The sequence below is a fragment of the Streptomyces sp. SCL15-4 genome (assembly GCF_033366695.1).
Classification (GTDB): domain Bacteria; phylum Actinomycetota; class Actinomycetes; order Streptomycetales; family Streptomycetaceae; genus Streptomyces.
The window spans coordinates 7,549,578-7,566,957 of the sequence record NZ_JAOBTQ010000001.1 but is presented as its reverse complement, the minus strand read 5'-3'; the positions used below and the strand labels follow the sequence as shown (position 1 = coordinate 7,566,957).

Annotated in this window: 14 protein-coding genes; 8 read left to right on the top strand and 6 right to left on the bottom strand. The window is 73.2% G+C overall.

The genetic code is table 11. From position 1 onward, the window contains the following. Position 1: 1 nt before the first annotated feature. Positions 2–913, bottom strand: coding sequence for a GNAT family N-acetyltransferase (locus SCK26_RS34185; RefSeq protein ID WP_318205241.1), 912 nt, complete (start codon positions 911–913; stop codon positions 2–4). A 243-nt stretch (positions 914–1,156) separates the two neighbouring features. On the opposite strand from SCK26_RS34185, the gene SCK26_RS34180 reads away from it, so the two are divergent. Together SCK26_RS34180 and SCK26_RS34175 are read left to right on the top strand one after the other, a co-directional pair. Next, positions 1,157–2,278 carry a PP2C family protein-serine/threonine phosphatase gene (locus tag SCK26_RS34180; RefSeq protein WP_318205240.1) on the top strand — a complete coding sequence of 374 codons (1,122 nt, stop codon included), beginning with the start codon at positions 1,157–1,159 and terminating at the stop codon, positions 2,276–2,278. Positions 2,279–2,474: 196 nt separating this feature from the next. Next, positions 2,475–3,707, top strand: a complete 1,233-nt coding sequence (locus tag SCK26_RS34175) for a cytochrome P450 (RefSeq protein ID WP_318205239.1) — start codon at positions 2,475–2,477, stop codon at positions 3,705–3,707. Between the two features lie 684 nt (positions 3,708–4,391). On the opposite strand, the gene SCK26_RS34170 is transcribed toward SCK26_RS34175, so the two are convergent. Continuing rightward, positions 4,392–5,984 (bottom strand): MFS transporter, encoded by a 1,593-nt coding sequence (locus SCK26_RS34170; RefSeq protein ID WP_318205238.1) that lies wholly within the window; start codon positions 5,982–5,984, stop codon positions 4,392–4,394. 208 nt (positions 5,985–6,192) lie between these two features. Beyond that, positions 6,193–6,666 carry a MarR family winged helix-turn-helix transcriptional regulator gene (locus SCK26_RS34165; RefSeq protein WP_318205237.1) on the bottom strand — a complete coding sequence of 158 codons (474 nt, stop codon included), beginning with the start codon at positions 6,664–6,666 and terminating at the stop codon, positions 6,193–6,195. A 161-nt stretch (positions 6,667–6,827) separates the two neighbouring features. On the opposite strand from SCK26_RS34165, the gene SCK26_RS34160 reads away from it, so the two are divergent. The 3 genes from SCK26_RS34160 (at position 6,828) to SCK26_RS34150 (ending at position 9,877) form a co-directional block, all read left to right on the top strand. Beyond that, complete coding sequence (locus SCK26_RS34160) at positions 6,828–7,448, top strand: L-threonylcarbamoyladenylate synthase (protein WP_318205236.1); 621 nt, start codon at positions 6,828–6,830, stop codon at positions 7,446–7,448. 322 nt (positions 7,449–7,770) lie between these two features. Next, positions 7,771–8,526, top strand: coding sequence for a dienelactone hydrolase family protein (locus tag SCK26_RS34155; RefSeq protein ID WP_318205235.1), 756 nt, complete (start codon positions 7,771–7,773; stop codon positions 8,524–8,526). A gap of 151 nt (positions 8,527–8,677) precedes the next feature. Further along, a complete protein-coding gene (locus SCK26_RS34150) occupies positions 8,678–9,877 on the top strand; it encodes a glycoside hydrolase family 64 protein (RefSeq protein ID WP_318205234.1) in 1,200 nt (399 codons plus the stop codon). Positions 9,878–9,935: 58 nt separating this feature from the next. Here the strand turns inward: SCK26_RS34150 and SCK26_RS34145 are convergent, their stop codons facing one another. Then, entirely contained in the window at positions 9,936–12,338 is a 2,403-nt protein-coding gene (locus tag SCK26_RS34145) for a M4 family metallopeptidase (protein WP_318205233.1), read from the bottom strand. Positions 12,339–13,280: 942 nt separating this feature from the next. Between SCK26_RS34145 and SCK26_RS34140 the strand changes: the two genes are divergently transcribed. From SCK26_RS34140 to SCK26_RS34130, 3 genes are all read left to right on the top strand, one after another. Continuing rightward, positions 13,281–14,798 (top strand): metallophosphoesterase family protein, encoded by a 1,518-nt coding sequence (locus SCK26_RS34140; protein WP_318205232.1) that lies wholly within the window; start codon positions 13,281–13,283, stop codon positions 14,796–14,798. Positions 14,799–14,865: 67 nt separating this feature from the next. Beyond that, positions 14,866–15,903, top strand: coding sequence for an LLM class flavin-dependent oxidoreductase (locus tag SCK26_RS34135; protein ID WP_318205231.1), 1,038 nt, complete (start codon positions 14,866–14,868; stop codon positions 15,901–15,903). A gap of 160 nt (positions 15,904–16,063) precedes the next feature. Beyond that, entirely contained in the window at positions 16,064–16,498 is a 435-nt protein-coding gene (locus tag SCK26_RS34130) for a cupin domain-containing protein (RefSeq protein ID WP_318205230.1), read from the top strand. 7 nt (positions 16,499–16,505) lie between these two features. Here SCK26_RS34130 and SCK26_RS34125 read toward each other — a convergent pair whose 3' ends face one another. Further along, positions 16,506–16,973 carry a peroxiredoxin gene (locus tag SCK26_RS34125; protein WP_318205229.1) on the bottom strand — a complete coding sequence of 156 codons (468 nt, stop codon included), beginning with the start codon at positions 16,971–16,973 and terminating at the stop codon, positions 16,506–16,508. Next, the gene (locus SCK26_RS34120; RefSeq protein WP_318205228.1) at positions 16,970–17,350 is read right to left on the bottom strand and encodes a MauE/DoxX family redox-associated membrane protein; all 381 of its coding nucleotides are present in this window, start codon (positions 17,348–17,350) and stop codon (positions 16,970–16,972) included. Before SCK26_RS34120 ends, SCK26_RS34125 begins: the two co-directional genes overlap by 4 nt. Positions 17,351–17,380 lie beyond the last annotated feature (30 nt).

The following is a 17,380-nucleotide window of genomic DNA, read 5'->3' as shown; positions in this document are numbered from 1 at the left end:
GTCAGCGACCGTCGCCGGCCTCCGGGCCGGTCCAGTAGGTGACGCGTTCGTGTACGACGGGATAGCGGGCCGTGGTGAAGTGGGCGGCCATCGGGAAGTTGTCCTGGTCGGTGGCGGCGGCGATGAACTCGGCGCCCTGTCCGGCCAGGAAGTGGGTGCAGTCGGCGAGCAGGTCGTAGGCGTAGCCGTGGCCGCGCTGTTCCGGCACCACTCCGATGAAGCCGACGCACGGCCCCGAGGGGTTGCGGGCCGGGATGTGGATGCCGACCGGGTCGCCCGCCGGGGTGTGGGCGAGCCGCCACCAGTGGCGGGGCGAGGGGAACCAGTGGAAGACGTCCATCTCCTCCCGGGCCGCCCGGTCCACGCCGCCCCGCTCGACGGCCCGGCGGGCGTGGGCGTCCAGGGTGGCGGAGTGGATGCGGCGCAGCAGGCCGTGGAACACGCTGTCGTCCGGTTCGGCGGTGAAGACGAGCCGTCCGGGCCGCTCGGGCAGGCCCCGGTCCGGGGTCCAGCGGTAGACGAACCGCTCCACCAGAGGGGTGTAGCCGGCCCGGCGCGCGGCGGCGGCCCGGGCGCCGGCCGCGGCCCGCAGGCGCGGGTCGTTCCGCCAGCCGGGCGGCAGGTCGAGTTCCAGCTCGGGGGTCCGCCACGGGGCCGTCCGCAGCAGTGCGGCACCGGCCTCCTCCTCGCCCTCGGCGACGTCGAACCAGTTGATCACCAGGGGCTCGGGGTCCTCGGGGCGGGCCCACCAGGCGGCCCGTGCCACGACACGGCCGTCGCGCAGGGCGACGCGCCGCCAGTCGGGACGGTAGCGGGTGCGCCGGTGCCCGTCGCCCAGGGCGAGCGGGTCGGGCAGGGTGTGGAACAGGTGCGCGCTGCTGTCGTCGAGCGCGCGGACGACCAGGCCGGTCATGGATTCCTCCGGGATGCGTGGGTGGACGACGCTCCCGGTCGGATCATCGGATCAGACGTGACACGCCCGCGGCACGGGGAGGGGGAAGCGCCTGTTGCTGCTGTCGCGCATGACACTCGCCTCCTTCGTCGGTCCGGTCCGGGCGTGGCGGGCCCAGGTTAGGCGGGCGGCCGGGCCGGCGTCCACCGGTTTCCGCGTTCTCGCGCGAGGTGCGGGACATGGGCGGCGGCGTAGCTTGGGGATGTGGGATCGGTACGCGGCCGGTGGGCGCGCGGGGACCGTCGGGAGCGCGGCTGGCTGCGGGGCGCGCCGCCGCCGTGGTGGGTCCGTGTGCTGCCCGTCCTGCTGCTCGCGGCCGTCGGCTCCGCCACGCTGATCACACCCCACGCGCGCGATCTCGGTTTCCTGCTGGGCGCGATCCCGCCGCTGGCGGTCCTGTCCTACGGCCCGCTGACCACCGGAGTGCTCGGGCTGGGCGTGGTCGCGGTGCTGAACATGCCGGCCACGCATCTGAACCGTCCCGGTGACACCGATCTGCTGACCGTCGTGTTCGTGGCCGCGCTGAGCGTGTTCGTGGCCTATGTGCGCAGCCGGCGGGACGCCCAGCTGGACACCGAGCGGGCGATCGGCGAGGCGGTGCAGCGGGCCGTGCTGCCGCCGCTGCCGGACCGGGTCGGGCGGGTCGGGTGCGCCGCCTACTACCGGGCCGCGCAGGACGGGACGCTGGTGGGCGGGGACTTCTTCGACGTGCGGGCGGGGCCGTACGGCGTGCGGGCGGTGCTGGGGGATGTGCAGGGGCACGGGCTGACGGCGGTGGCCACGGTGGTGTCGCTGCTGGGAGCGTTCCGGGAGGCCGCGCTGGACCAGCCGGACCTGGAGTCGGTGGCGGCGCGGCTGGACCGCCGGCTGGCGGTGGACTCGGCGGACGTGGGGCACGCGGAGCTGTTCGCCACCGCCCTGCTGCTGGAGTTCGCCGACGGCACGGCCGCGGTACGGGTGGTGGCGTGCGGGCATCCGGCGCCCGTGCTGCTGCGCGCCGGGGCGGCCCGGGAGGTGACCGTCGCGCCCGCACCGCCGCTGGGCATCGGGCTGGTCGGTGTCGACCCGCCGAAGGAGGTCACCGTGCCGCTCGCTCCGGGCGACCGCCTGTTCCTGGCCTCCGACGGCGTGTGGGAGGCCCGGGACGCCGGCGGTGCCTTCTACCCGCTCCCGCGACGACTGACCGCCCTGGCCGGCGCCCCGTCCGCCGACCTTCCCGGCGCGGTGTGGGAGGACCTGGTACGACACCGCTATCTGGTCCGCGACGACGCGACCATGCTGGTCCTGACACCGGAGGCGGCGGGAGCGGGTGGAGGGCCGCGGTGAACGCCGGGCCGCCGGCGTGCTGCCCTCCTCCACGGCGGGCGAACGACCGTCCCGCGCCGGCCCGGAGGCCGGGCCCGCGGCCGAACTCGGTCCCCTTACGGGCCGGATGACACGGAAGCGGTGTGCGTACGACCGATGACAGGGTGTACTTGGACCGGGACCGCCTCAGGCATGGCCGACCAGTCTGGAGACCGTTGTGACCGTCACCGACCGTATCGCCCTCGACCCCTTCGGCTCCGACATCGCCGCGGAGAGCGCCCGGCTGCGCGCCCTCGGCCCCGTCGTACCCGTGGAGCTGCCCGGAGCCATCCCCGCCTGGGCACCCACCGGTCACGACACCCTCAAGACCCTCATCCTCGATCCCCGGGTCAGCAAGGACGCGCGCCGGCACTGGCGTCTGTGGCCGGAGCTGGACGCGCATCCGTCCTGGGGCTGGATGGCCAACTGGGTGGGCGTGACCAACATGCTCACCACCTACGGCACCGACCACACCCGGCTGCGCAGGCTGGTGGCGCCGAGCTTCACCCACCGGCGCACCGAGGCGATGCGGCCCCGGGTGGCCGCGCTGACGGCCGAGCTGCTGGACGCGCTCCAGGCCGCGGGCGCCGACGGCGGCGTGGTCGACCTGCGCGACGGCCTCGCGCATCCTCTGCCGATGCGGATGATCTGCGAACTCCTGGGCGTGCCCGACGCGTTACGGCCCGGCGCGGCGCGGCTCATCGCCGACTTCATGAACACCTCCGATCCGAGCCCCGAGTTCGCGGCCTCCGTGCGCGAACGCGTCGGCTCGGTGCTCGGCGCGCTGATCGAGTACCGGCGGACCCGGCCGGGTGACGACATCACCACGGAGCTGATCCGGGTGCGGGACGAGGACGGCGACCGGCTCTCCGACGAGGAACTGCTGCACACGCTGCTGCTGGTGGTCGGCGCCGGCTTCGAGACCACCGTCAACCTCATCGGCAACGCGGCCGTCGCCCTGCTGGCCGACCCCGGACAGCTGGCGTCGGTGCGCGCCGGGGAGATCGGCTGGGACGCGGTGGTCGACGAGACACTGCGGGTGCATCCGTCCATCGCCGCGCTGCCGTTGCGGTTCGCGGTGGAGGACCTCACGGTCGGGGACGTGACGATTCCGGCCGGGGACGCGATCATCACGACGTACGCCGCGTCGGGCCTGGACCCGGCGCGCTACGGCCCCGACGCGGCCGTCTTCGACGCGACGCGGGCGGCCGAGGACCACCTGGCGTTCGGGGTCGGCGTGCACCGCTGCGTCGGGGCTCCGCTGGCCCGGCTGGAGGCGCTGACCGCGCTGCCCGCCCTGTTCTCCCGCTTCCCCGGCCTGCGCCTGGCCCGCGCGGCCGACGAGCTGCGCCATGTGCCGTCCTGCATCGCCCACGGCTGGCAGGAGATCCCGGTCCGGCTGGGGAACTGAGCACCGCCGGGCCCGGGTGGCCGGGACGGCCGCGCATGGCTCCGCCGGCGGCCCGGGGGGATGGGGCCGCCGGCGGAGACGCCGCGCCCGGAGCAGGGGGAGACCCCGGGCGGTTCAGTGCTCGGATGCCCCGGAATCCTGGATGTACGCAGCCGAATTCCAGACGATCCGAAAAATCTTCCAAACCGGCCGGGAACCGGAGAGCACCGGGTCACGGGGTCACAGGGTGTAAGGGCGTAAGGGATGCAGGGGCGAGGGCCACCCTGCCGGACACCGGTCGGCGGCGATGGGGCGGATATCGGTCAAGGGCGACGGGCCGGGAAGCGGCCGAGGACTATGGGCCGGGAATCGGCCCGGGCACGCCGGTTGATGACCGCTCGGTCCCGGCCGGGGCGAGTGGCCACCGCCCTGCCGGGTAAGGCCGGCCGGTCCGCCACCGCCGGCGGCTGAGCGGTCGGGCTGAGCAAGGGACGACGCGGAGACCGAGGCGGGGACCGGCGCAGAGGTCGGCGCACGGGCTGACGGGTGACGAGCCGACGGGTGACGAGCCGACGGGTGAGGAACCGACGCGTGACGGACCGGCCGATGCCGCGGGCGGGCCGGGCCGCCTCGCGGTACGTCGGCGGCCGGGAGGCCCGTCGCCGTTTTCCGGTGCCTTCACCGCTCGGTCCCCTTGGCCTCTGCCTACTCGTCCCCGGCCGTCGTCCGGCCCCGCATGCCGGCCGCCGCGAGGGCCGCGCCCAGCAGGCAGAGCACGCCGGTGACCACGGCGGAGGCGTGCACACCGTTCATGAACGCCCGGCCGCTGCCCTCGACGACGGCCGCACGGAGCGTGTCCGGCATGGACGGCGACACCGGCGCGACACCCATGGCCACGGCGTCCTTCGCCTCGGCCAGCTTCCCGGCCAGGCCACCCGGCACGCCCGCGCCGGTCAGTTCGGTGGCCAGGGTGGCGCCGACGCGGGCGCTGATGACGGAGACCAGCACGGACGTGCCGAGAGCGCCGCCGATCTGCAGTGTGGTGGCCTGGAGCCCGCCGGCCACACCGCCGTCCTGCACGGGCGCGTTGCCGACGATCGCGTCGGACGAGGCGGACAGCACCATGCCGACACCGAGCCCGAGCGCGACGAACGGCGGCCACATGGTGGCGTACGAGGAGTCGCCGGACCAGGTCAGCAGGGCGAAGCAGGCCGCGGCCTGGAGCAGCATGCCGAGCGGCATGCAGAGGCGGGCGCCGAACCGCGCGGTCAGGGCGGCGCCGAGCGGGGAGGCGACGAGGGAGGCGAGGCTCAACGGCAGGGTGCGCACGCCCGCCTGCACGGGCGTCAGACCGCGCACGTTCTGCAGGTAGAGCATGACGAAGAAGATCACGCCCAGCATGACGAAGAAGTTGAGGGCGGTGATGACCGCGCCGATGGTCAGGGCACGGCTGCGGAAGAGCCGCATCGGCAGCAACGGATATTCCACTCGCGTCTCGTGACGGCCGAAGAGGAGGAGCAGGAGCAGACCGGCGAGGATCGCGGCCCAGGTGCCGGCCGACGTCCAGCCCCAGGTCTCGCCCTTGACCACGCCGAAGACGACGCTCAGCAGGCCGAGCGCGAGCAGGACGACACCGATGACGTCGAAGCGGTGGCTGCCGGCGGCACTCTTCGACTGCGGCAGCACGAACGCGCTGAAGGCGCAGGCGAGTACGCCGATGGGCAGATTGATGTAGAAGACGGACTCCCAGCTGACGTGCTCCACCAGCAGGCCTCCGACGATCGGGCCCAGGGCGGTGGACACGGCCGAGACCATCGCCCAGATGCCGACGGCCATGCCGAACTTGCGCGGCGGGAACACGGCCCGCAGCAGACCGAGGGTGTTGGGCATCAGCAGACCGCCGAAGACACCTTGGAGCGCGCGGAAGGCGACGACGCCGGTGATGGAGCCGGACAGGCCGATGGCGACGGAGGACAACGCGAACCCGGCGACGCCGGCGAGGTAGAAGGTGCGCCGGCCGAACCGGTCGCCGAGCTTGCCGCCGAGGATGAGGGTGGCGGCCAGGGCCAGCAGATAGGAGTTGGTCACCCACTGCAACTGGGCGGTGGACGCGTGCAGTTCGCGGCCGATCTCGGGGTTGGCGATCGCGACGACGGATCCGTCGAGTTGGACCATGAACAGGCCGAAGGCGACGGCGCACAGGGTGAGCCAGGGGTTGGCGCGCCGCCGGGCGGCGGCGGTGGCCGGTGCCGCGGGAGTCGCGGGCACGGCGGAGTGATCCACGGAGGTGGACGGCATGGCGGAAGCCTCGTCTGATACGGGGTGGAAAGGATGCGGAAAGGTGTGGAGGGCGCGGGAAGACGTGACAAGCGCACGCGTGGCCGGGCGCTCCGTGCGGTGAGGCGCGAGGACTCGGTACGCGACGCGGGACGCAAGGCGCAGGACACCGGGGCCGTACGGGCGCGTACAGGCGTGTACGGACCTACAGGGAGTACGGCCGTGCGGGTCAGTGCGCGGCGGGGCGCAGGCGGTGCGCCAGTGACTGGAGCGCGCCGAGGGCGGAGCCGAGCGCGTCCATCTCGCCCTCGGTCAGCGCGAGCAGGGCCTGGGTGAGGTGGCCGGCCTGGAGTGCGTGCACCTCGGCCAGGCGCCGCCGGGCGACCGGCATCAGGTGCAGCCGTACGACCCGCTTGTCGGTGCCGTCCTGCCCGCGCTCCAGCAGGCCCTGCTCGGTGAGCTGGGAGACCAGCGCGCTGACGTTGTTGGGCTTCATCAGCAGCGCGTCGGCGGCCTCCCGCACCGTGGCACCGTCGTGCTCGGCGACGTACCGCAGCAGGTTGAGGTGTCCCTCGGGCGGCTTGGGGTGGGGGAAGTCGCGGGCGACCCGCCGGTCCAGGGCACGGTACAGCGCGGGCAGGGCGTCGGCGAGCGCCGAAGCGACGCTGTCGACGTCCCGCTGGGGCGCGCTGGATCCGGACATGCCCTCCAGGATAGGTATGACTACATACCCATGTCAAACAGGTATGGAGCCATAGGTATCGCCGTCCGGACACCCCCGGCCGGGTGCGCTGTGCGGGGAGGCGGGGGCGGCCGGGTGACCGGGATGCGCGTGTGGTGCCCGGGACGGCATAAGCTCGACGGGTGGCGAAGTACTTCGACGTGCATCCCGAGAACCCGCAACCGCGCAGCATCGCGCAGATCGCCGACGCGGTGCGCTCGGAAGCGCTCATCGCATATCCGACCGACTCCTGTTACGCGCTCGGCTGCCGGCTGGGCAGCCGGGACGGCATGGACCGCATCCGTGCCATCCGCCGGCTGGACGACCGGCACCACTTCACCCTGATGTGCCGGGACTTCGCGCAGCTCGGCCAGTTCGTCCGGGTGGACAACGACGTCTTCCGGGCGGTGAAGGCGTCCACACCCGGCAGCTACACCTTCATCCTGCCGGCCACCCGTGAGGTGCCGCGCAAGCTGCTGCACCCGAAGAAGAAGACCGTGGGCGTGCGCATCCCGGACCACGTGGTCACCCAGGCGCTGCTGGCGGAGCTGGGCGAACCGCTGCTGTCCAGCACGCTGCTGCTGCCCGACGAGGAGGAGCCGCTGACCCAGGGCTGGGAGATCAAGGACCGGCTCGAGCACGTGGTGGACGCGGTGGTCGACTCCGGCGAGTGCGGCACCGAGCCGACGACGGTGGTCGACTTCTCCGGAGGCGAGGCGGAGATCGTCCGGCGAGGCGCGGGCGACACCAGCCGCTTCGAGTGAGCAGCCGGCCCGCGGACGGCCTCCGCGATGGGGGCTTCACACATGGGCCGCTCCCCACGTGTGCGTCCCGCACATGTGCGCCCCGCACACAGCCGCGGCCCGCATAGCCGCACCCCACACAGGCGCCACCCCCACATGAAGGCGCCCCGCACAGACGCGCACCACACAGGCGCCCCGCATACAGGTCTCCGCACACCCACGCCCGCCCCGTCCGCCCGGACCCGGCGAGCGTTGTCGATCTTGCGTGACAGCATGGTCGCAGCCAAGACGCCGGGGACCACCCGCGCCCGGCGCCCGATTCCCGAGGGAGGGTTTGTCCACCATGACCGATCTCCAGCGTGACGATGTCGACATCCGGACCGAGGACGGGATCGCCGACGCCTACCTGGTCCATCCCGCCGACGGCCGGCCCCGCCCGGGCGTGTTGTTCTATCAGGACGCCTACGGCCCGCGACCGCACCTGAAGTCGATGGCCGACCGGCTGGCCGCGGCGGGTTACACCGTGCTGCTGCCGAACGTGTTCTACCGGCTCGGCCGGGCGCCGGTCGCGGACCTGCCCGAGTTCATCGACCCGGGCGCCGACCCGACCATCTGGGAGCGGCTCGGCCCGATGCTGGCCGGGCTCACGCCGGACCTGGTCAAGCGGGACGCGGGCGCCTATCTGCGCTGGCTGGCCGACAGCCCGCTGGTGGCGGACGGCCCGGTCGCGCTGACCGGCTACTGCATGGGGTCCCGGCTCGTGCTGTGGACGGCGGGCGCCTATCCGGACCGGGTCGCGGCGGCGGCCGGTTTCCACGGCGGGGGCCTGGCCACCGACGACCCGGACAGCCCGCACCGGGAGGCCCCGCGCATCACCGCGGAGCTGTATTTCGGGCATGCCGACGAGGACCCGTCGCTGCCGCCGGAGCAGATCGCGCGCTTCGAGGAGGCGCTGACCGCCGCCGGTGTGCGGCACACCTGCGAGGTCTATGCCGGCGCCCGCCACGGCTACACCCAGGCGGACACCCCCGCCTACGACCGGCAGGCCGACGAGCGGCACTGGACGGCGCTGCTCGACCTGCTCAAGCGCGCGTTCTGACGGCCCGGCCCGGTGTCCGCCGCCCGGCGGGCACCGGGCCGATCTCGTCTCCGGCATTGACATGCACTCGCCGTGACCGGGAATCTGAGAGCGCTCTCACAGCGGTACGGACCAATTCCGTACGACCCCGACCCCACACGGAGGTGGAGAGTTGCCTCACACGCTCACGCGGGGCGTGCTGCCCCTGGCCGCCGCCACGGCGCTGCTCGGCGGACTGCTCGCGCTCGGCACCCCGGGCCGCGCCGCCGCCGCCGTCCCCGACACCATCCCGCTGACGATCACCAACAACTCGGGCCGCTCCGAGCCGGTGTACGTCTACGACCTCGGCACCCAGCTGTCCTCGGGACGGCAGGGCTGGGCCGACGCGGACGGCGTCTTCCACGCCTGGCCGGCCGGAGGGAACCCGCCGACTCCCGCGCCGGACGCCGCGATACCCGGGCCGGCCGCCGGCCAGTCCAAGACGATCCGCATCCCGAAGTTCTCCGGCCGGATCTACTTCTCCTACGGCCGCAAGCTGGACTTCCGGCTGACCACCGGCGGACTGGTCCAGCCGGCCGTGCAGAACCCGTCCGACCCCAACCGCGACATCCTCTTCAACTGGTCGGAGTACACGCTCAACGACGCCGGCCTCTGGCTCAACAGCACGCAGGTGGACATGTTCTCGGCGCCGTACGCGGTCGGTGTGCAGCGCGCCGACGGCGGCGTGAGCACCACCGGGCATCTGAAGTCCGGTGGCTGGAACGGCTTCTTCTCCGCGCTGCGCGCGCAGCCGGGCGGCTGGGCCGGCCTGATCCAGACCCGCTCCGACGGCACGGTGCTGCGCGCGCTGTCCCCGCTGTACGGCGTGGAGACCGGGGCGCTTCCCGGGAACGTGCTGGACGACTACGTGAACCGGGTCTGGCAGAAGTACACGACGTCGACGCTGACCGTCACGCCGTTCGCGGACCAGCCGAACACCAAGTACTACGGCCGGGTCTCGGGCAACGTCATGAACTTCACCAATTCCGCCGGCGCGGTCGTCACCAGTTTCCAGAAGCCCGACGCGTCCAGTGTCTTCGGCTGCCACAAGCTGCTGGACGCGCCCAACGACGCGGTGCGCGGGCCCATCTCCCGTACGCTGTGCGCCGGTTTCAACCGGTCCACGCTGCTGGTCAGCGCGAATCAGCCGGACACCACGGCGGCCGACTTCTACCGGGACGCGGTGACCAACCAGTACGCGCGCGCCGTCCACGCGCAGATGGCCGACGGCAAGGCCTACGCGTTCGCCTTCGACGACGTCGGCAACCAGGAGTCGCTGGTGCACGACGGCAGCCCGCGGCAGGCATATCTCACGCTGGACCCGCTCGGCTGACACGACGCGGTCCCGCACCCGGCGAACCGGGTGCGGGACCGCGCGCGGTGTCAGGCGGTCAGCCGGTCGTCAGGGCGGTGTCGTCCACGACGAAGCTGGTCTGGAGGCCGGAGTCCTCCACGCCGTTGAACTTCAGCGTGACCGTGGAGCCCGCCAGCGAGGACAGGTCGAAGGTCTTCTGGCCGTAGCCGGAGGCCGCGTTGAGGTTCGAGTAGGTGGCGAGCGTCTTCGAACCGGCGGTCACCGTCAGCTTGTCGTACTGGGTGCTGGTGGTGGTCTCGTCGGTGTCGATGTGCAGGTAGAAGGTCAGGGTCGCCTTGCAGCCCGCGGGGATGGTCACCGACTGGGACAGCGTGTCGGTGTGCGTGGAGCCGTAGCCGTTCAGCCATGCCTTGTAGGAGCCGCCGTGGGCGGGCTGGCCGCTGTCGGTGGTGATGACTCCGCTGCTCGCGCTCCAGCCGGTGCCGCCGGACTCGAAGCCGGGGTTGCCCAGCAGTTGCGTCGCCGAGCAGCCGCCGCCGGTCGTGCCGATCGTCCAGGCGAAGGCGGCGGTGCCGGTCGCGCCGGTGGAGTCGGTCACCGTCACGGTGGTGTTGTAGCTGCCCGCCGCGGTGGGCGTGCCGGTGATCAGACCGGTCGAGCCGTTGATCGTCAGGCCGGAGGGCAGACCGGAGGCGCTGTAGGTCAGCGCGCCGCTGTTGGTGCTGCTCGCCTGGATCTGCAGGCTCACGGCCGTGCCGACGGTGGAGGACTGGCTGCCCGGGTTGGTGACCGTCACGCCGCTGCTCGGCGGGTTGATGTGACCGCCGACGTTGATGCCGGCGAAGGCGTTGCCGACTCCGGCGTACTGCGCGGAGTTGGTGCCGTACAGCGCGGCGGCGGCGTTGAGCGCGGCGGTGCGGGCGCCGGCGTAGTTGGTGCTGGACGTCATGTACGTCGTCAGCGCCTTGTACCAGATCTTCAGCGCGGCGTCGCGGCCGATGCCGGTGACGGCGACGCCGTCGGACGTCGGGCTGTTGTAGGTCACGCCGTTGACGACCTTGGTCCCGCTGCCTTCGGACAGCAGGTAGAACATGTGGTTCGCCGGGCCCGAGGAGTAGTGCACGTCGAGGCTGCCGATCCCGGAATACCAGCTGTCCTTGGACCCGCCGTCCTTGCTGGGCTTGTCCATGTAGCGCAGCGGCGAGCCGTCGCCGTTGATGTCTATCTTCTCGCCGATGAGGTAGTCGCCGACGTCCTTGGAGTTGTTCGCGTAGAACTCCACGCCGGTGCCGAAGATGTCGGAGGTGGCCTCGTTCAGGCCGCCGGACTCGCCGCTGTACTCCAGACCGGCGGTGTTGGAGGTGACGCCGTGGCTCATCTCGTGGCCGGCCACGTCCAGCGAGGTCAGGGCGTGGGTGTTGCCGCTGCCGTCGCCGTAGGTCATGCAGAAGCAGCTGTCGTCCCAGAAGGCGTTGACGTAACCGCTGCTGTAGTGGACGCGGCTGTAGGCGGCGACGCCGTCGTTGCGGATGCCGCTGCGGCCGAAGGTGTTCTTGTAGAAGTCCCAGGTCTCCTGCGCGCCGTAGGCGGCGTCGGCGCCCGCGGTCTGGGTGTTGGAGCCGGTGCCGTCGCCCCAGACGTCGTCGGCGTCGGTCATCAGGCTGCCGGTGCCGGAGGTGCCCCGGTTGAGGCTGTAGGTCTTGTGGCCGCCGCGCGTGGTGTCGTACAGCTGGTACGTCGAGCCCGACAGCGTGGTGTTCAGGGTGACGGCACCGCTGTACTGGGTGTTGCCGGTCCCGGTCTTGACCGCCTGGTAGCGGTACAGCTCCTTGCCGGTGGTGGCGTCGGTGACGACGTGCAGCCGGCTGGGGGTGCCGTCGTCCTGGAGGCCGTCGACGACCGTCTCCCAGGCGAGCTTCGGGGTGCCGGCGCCGGCCCAGATCACCTTGCGGACGCTGTCCGTGGCGGGCTTGCCGGCGGCCAGCGCCTTCGCGGCCTTCAGCGCCTTGGTCTCGGCGGCGGCCTTGGCGAAGGTGGCGGTGGTGGAGGGCACCTTGATCGTGCGCTTGCTGTTGAAGGTGGTGCTCACGGTCCCCTTGGCCAGCGAGGCGGGCGGGGTGTGCACGATGAGGTCGCCGCCGAGGACGGGCAGGCCGTCGTAGGTGCGCTCGTACCGGGTGTGCAGGGTGCCGTCGTTGTCCTTGACGACGTCCCTGACGACCAGCTTCTCCCGCGCGCCGAGGCCGAGGGTGCGGGCGGTGCCGGCGGTCTTGTCCCGGGCGCTCTCGAGGAGTGCCTGGTGCTGGGCCGGGCTGAGTTCGGCCTCCAGTCCGCCGGTGCGCAGCGGGCCGGGGTGGGGGGCGGCCGGGGCGGCGGCCGCGCCGGTCGCCTGGAGGCCGACGGCGAGGAACGCCGCGGTGGAGAGCAGCGCGGCTGCCGCCGTGGCGCGCTTGTGGGGAAGGGGTCTGTGGGGTCTCACGCGTACTCCTCCTGCTGCGGTCGCCGATCGGCGGCCGGTGAGGTGACAGACGGGCAGAGGGGTCTGCTGCCCGGGTGAGCTGAGTCGTGCGGGGCCGTGATCCGGGAATCGGTGGGGTGGATCAGGGTGCGCAGGGAGAATGACAGCCTTGACCGATCCATGTCACCTCTGGCCGGGTCAATCGAGGGTTTTCCCTATCGGCCGGCCTGGACGAATCCGGAGGTGAACGGCGGGCGCGGGGGCGTGGGTCGGGCAGGGGCCGGGCAGGGCCCCGGGGGGAGTTCGTGGCCGGATCAGGGCCCCGGAGGAGAGAAGGACACGACCGACGACCCATTGCCCGGTCCGCCCGCCCCCAAGGCCGTCGCCGAGTACGGCGGGGTCGCCCGGAAGCGGTGACCCGCCGACGCTCCTCGCGGCCTCGATCCGAATCCTCCGGGAACGCTTGGAGCGGCCGGCGGGCTCCGGCCCGGCCGCGCACCGGCAGTCCTGCCCGGCCGGCTTCGGCGCCCGCCGCCACCAGGGAAGGCGGTGGTACGGCCGGCAGCCGCGCTCCCGCGTCGGTTGCCCGGCCTCATGGAACCGGTGGTGGCGCGCGCCACACGGGACAGCGCGACCCCGCCGGGTCCCGCCGGCCGCGTCCGGGCCGTCCTTGCCGTCGCGTCCGCGGAACACGCCGCCGGCATGCCACCGCGGCTCGGCGCGGACGCCGAGGTCGTGGCCCCGCCGGACCGAGGGCCCGGAGGGTCCGGACGGCCGCCGCCCTGTCCGCTCCCTACGGCCGCCCGTCCGCCACGGGACGACACCCCTCCGGCGTCCGGTGCCAAAAGGAGGCCACGCACCGGTACGCCACCGGACGGTCGCGCGCAACACGCCCCGCCGGCAGTCCCGTTGGGCCGGACCCGGCTTTCCGTCGCTGGTCGGGGCGTTGTTACCGTGCACCGCGTGTCTGACTCCTCACGCGATACCGCACAGGGCGCCGGCTGGGGCGAGGCCCGGCCCGGCGCCTACCGGCAGTTGCTGCCGGACCACGTCGAGAACCTGTCGTGGCTCGATCCCCGCATCCTGTGGGCCGCCCGCAACGGCGTTCTCGCGTCCTGGTTCGGCGACCCGACCGGCGCCACCCGCGGCCGCTGGGTGGCCCGCCGGGCGGAGGCGGGGGCGCCCGCCGACAAGCTGATCCGGCGGGACGTACCGGAGTCGTTCTCCTTCATGGTCATCGGGGACACCGGCGAGGGAGGCCACTCCCAATACGCCGTCGTGCCCGGCTTTCTGAGGGTCGGTCAGGGAACCGACTTCGCGGTGCTCGCCAGCGACGTCGTCTATCCCGTCGGCGGCGCCGACGACTACGGCGACAAGTTCTTCCGGCCCTACCAGGACTACCCGGGGCCGATCTACGCGATACCGGGCAACCACGACTGGTACGAGGACCTCGGCGCCTTCATGCGCGTCTTCTGCGCCGACACCCCGCCGCCCGCCCCAAAGCCCCCGCCCCGCCCGCTGACCCGCGCCTGGTGGCGGTCCCTGCTGTGGCACCGGGCGCGCCCCGCCGACGAGCAACGGTTCGCCGCGGCACGGGCGTTGCGGTCGGCACCGGGGCAGCGCGCCGAACAGCCGGGGCCGTACTGGGCGATCGACGCGGGGCCGCTGCGGATCGTCGGCATCGACACCGGTCTGCTGGGCACGGTCGACGCCGAACAGGGCGCCTGGCTGCGGGAGGTGTCGCGGGGGCCCAGGCCGAAGATCCTCGTCACCGGTTCGCCGCTGTACGTCGACGGCGAGCACCACCCCTGCCCGATCGAGGGCGGCGGCACGGTGGACGACGTCGTCCGGGACCCGGAGCACCACTACGTGGCCGCGATCGGCGGTGACATCCACAACTACCAGCGTTATCCGGTGACGGTGGACGGCCGCACCGTCCAGTACGTCGTGGCGGGCGGCGGCGGGGCGTTCACGCACGCCACGCACACCATCCCCCGGGTGTCGGTGGGCGGCGTCACCGAACGCGAGTTCCGCTGCTATCCGCTGCGCGGCGACTCGCTCGCCTTCTACAGCCGCCTGTACGGGCACCGGCTGCGGCTGCGCCGCTTCTTCCGCCTGACGCAGGAGGAGGCGGCGGCCGTCGTCGCCGAACGGCTCGGCATCGAACCGGCCCGCGCCCCGGGCCCCGACGCCCGGGTCACCCGCCGCACCCGGCTGGTCGCGGGCCTGCTCGGCACCGGCCGCCGCCCCGACCGTCCCGCCCGGTTCCGGCTGCCCGTGCGCAAGATGTACACCCAGCTGTTCTCGCCGTCCTCCGTCACCTACAGCCCGCCGTTCTTCAAGTCCTTCCTGCGGCTGGACGTCACGGCGGAAACCGTACGGCTGCGCTGTTTCGCCGCGACGGGCAACCGCGCGCAGGAACTCGATCCCCCGGTCGAGGACGAGGTCGTGATCCCGCTGCCGGCGGCACCGGCAGATTGATCACACGGTTGTCACACCGGCCTGCCAGAATCGAGGCGGAGCCGACCCACGACCGCTGGAGGACCCGTTGCCGTCCACTCCTCGCCCCCTGCGCAAGCTGGGCTTTCTGACCATCGGCCTGTTCGACGCGGCGGACCCCGGGCGGGGCCACGAGTCCACGCTGGAGATCATCGAGCTGGGCGAGCGGCTCGGCTTCGACAGCGCCTGGCTGCGCCACCGGCATCTGCAGTACGGCATCTCCTCACCGGTCGCGGTCCTGGCCGCCGCCTCACAGCGCACCCGGCGGATCCAGCTCGGCACCGCGGTGACGCCGCTCGGCTGGGAGAACCCGCTGCGGCTCGCCGAGGATCTGGCGACGGTGGACGTGCTGTCCGGCGGGCGGCTGAACCCGGGCGTCAGCGTGGGCCCGCCGACGCACTTCGACCAGGTCAAGGGCGCCCTCTACCCGGACACCGCCGACGCGGAGGACTTCGGTTTCGAGCGGGTGCGGCGGCTGCTGGACCTGGTGCGCGGCAAGCCCGCCAGCGACTTCAGCGGCGTGAAGGGTTTCGAGGTGTTCTCCGACGTGGTCCAGCCGCACTCCCCCGGGCTCGGGCAGCGGATGTGGTACGGCGGCGGCAGCCTGCGGTCGGCGCGCTGGGCGGGCGAGCACGGCATGAACCTCCTGACCAGCAGCGTGGTCAAGGTGGAGGACACCGGAGCCGTGGACGGCCCGCCGGACTTCGCCCGGATCCAGCTGTCCCTCATCCGGGAGTTCCGGGCCCACCACCCGGACGGGGAGGCCGCCCGGGTCTCCCATGGGCTGGTGGTGATCCCGACCGACTCCGCGAGCCCCGCGCAGCGCGCCAAATACGCGGAGTACGCGGCCCGGCGGCTGCCCCGCACGGCCTCCCCGCAGGGCCCGGCGCGGCAGCTGTTCGCGCCGGACCTGGTGGGCACCTCGGCGGAGCTGGCCGAACGGCTGTCCGCGCACGCCGCCTTCCGGGAGGTCGACGAGGTGGCGTTCGCGCTGCCCTTCACCTTCGAGCACGAGGACTACGTACAGATCCTGACGGACATGGCGACGAAACTCGGGCCGGCGCTGGGCTGGCGGCCTGCCGGGTGACCACGGCAGCGCGCCCGGGCCGCCGCCGGCACCGGTGCGCGGCCCCGCCCGCGCACCGCCGCGCGGGCGGCCGTATCCGGATGCGGGGATTCCGGCCCCGAGGGCACGGCCGCGCCCCTAGGGTCGCGGCGATACCCTTCCACGCCTTCCGGAGGCCGGCATGCGCATCGCACTCCGTACCGCCGTGACCGCCGTCGTCACCGGCGCCGCCCTCATGACCTGCTCCTTCGCCGGGGCTACCCCGGCGGGACCCGGCATCACGTCCCGGATCCTCGCCCGGACCACGGCCGACGGGACCGACTACATCCTGCGGGAGGTCACGCTCCCGCCCGGCCAGACCACCGGCTGGCACTACCACGACGGCCCGCTGTACGGCGTCGTGCGGCAGGGCACCCTCAGCCACTTCGACTCCACCTGCGCGTCGGACGGCGTGTACCGCACCGGCGGGACGATCCAGGAGCCGGCCGGCCCGGGCTACGTCCACATCGGCCGCAACCTGGGCGACACCCCGCTCGTCCTGGAGGTGCTGTACGTGCTGCCGCACGGCTCCCCGTTCTCCGAGGACGCCCCGAACCCGGGCTGCCCCTTCCAGTGACCGCCGCTCAGCCCCGGCGGGCGCGGAGCGCGGCGAGGGCCCGGTCGGCGTGGGTGTTCATGCGCAGCTCGCTGCGCACGACCTCCAGGACGGTACGGTCCTCGGCGATCACGAAGGTGACGCGCTTGGTCGGGGCCAGGGAGAAGCCGCGGGTGACGCCGAACCGCTCGCGGACCGTGCCGTCGGCGTCGGAGAGCAGCGGCATGCCGAGCCGGTGCCGGTCGGTGAACTCCCGCTGCCTGTCGACGGCGTCGCCGCTGATGCCGACGGGCCGGGCGCCGACGGCCGCGAACTCGGCGGCCAAGTCCCGGAAGTGGCAGGCCTCGGCGGTGCAGCCGGGGGTGAGGGCGGCGGGGTAGAAGAAGAGCACGACGGGTCCGCCGGCCAGCAGTTCGGTGAGCCGGCGGGTGGTGCCCATCTCGTCGGGCAGGGCGAAGTCCTCCGCCGTGTCGCCGACCGCGAGGGGCCGTGTCACGACCGCCCCTTCGCGTTCCGGGCCACGCCGCGCGCCCACAGCACCAGGGGCACCTGGAGGGGCAGCCGGGCCAGCGCCGCCGTCCGGAGCGGCGCCGGCCGGCGGCGCCAGTCGACGGCCATCTGGACGTTCGCCGGGAAGACGCCGACGAAGAAGGCGGCCGCCGCCTTCGCGGCCGAGGCGCGGGTGCGGGGCGCCGCGAGACCGGCCGCCAGGGCCAGTTCGACGGCCCCGCTGGCGTAGGTCCAGGCCCGGGGCGGGCCCGGCAGCGCCCGGGGGACGGTCGCGTCGAACTGCCGGGGCGCGGTGAAGTGGGCGACCCCGGCGGCGGCCAGCAGGCCGGCGAGCAGCAGGGGTGAGCGTTCGGACCGGGACACGGTTCCTCCTCGGGTGGCCTGCCGCCGGAT

Coding starts and splice junctions, on each gene's coding strand:
- SCK26_RS34130 (WP_318205230.1), top strand. CDS start 16,064: ATGCGCATCGCACTCCGTACCGCCGTGACCGCCGTCGTCACCGGCGCC.
- SCK26_RS34165 (WP_318205237.1), bottom strand. CDS start 6,666: ATGTCCGGATCCAGCGCGCCCCAGCGGGACGTCGACAGCGTCGCTTCG.
- SCK26_RS34185 (WP_318205241.1), bottom strand. CDS start 913: ATGACCGGCCTGGTCGTCCGCGCGCTCGACGACAGCAGCGCGCACCTG.
- SCK26_RS34155 (WP_318205235.1), top strand. CDS start 7,771: ATGACCGATCTCCAGCGTGACGATGTCGACATCCGGACCGAGGACGGG.
- SCK26_RS34170 (WP_318205238.1), bottom strand. CDS start 5,984: ATGCCGTCCACCTCCGTGGATCACTCCGCCGTGCCCGCGACTCCCGCG.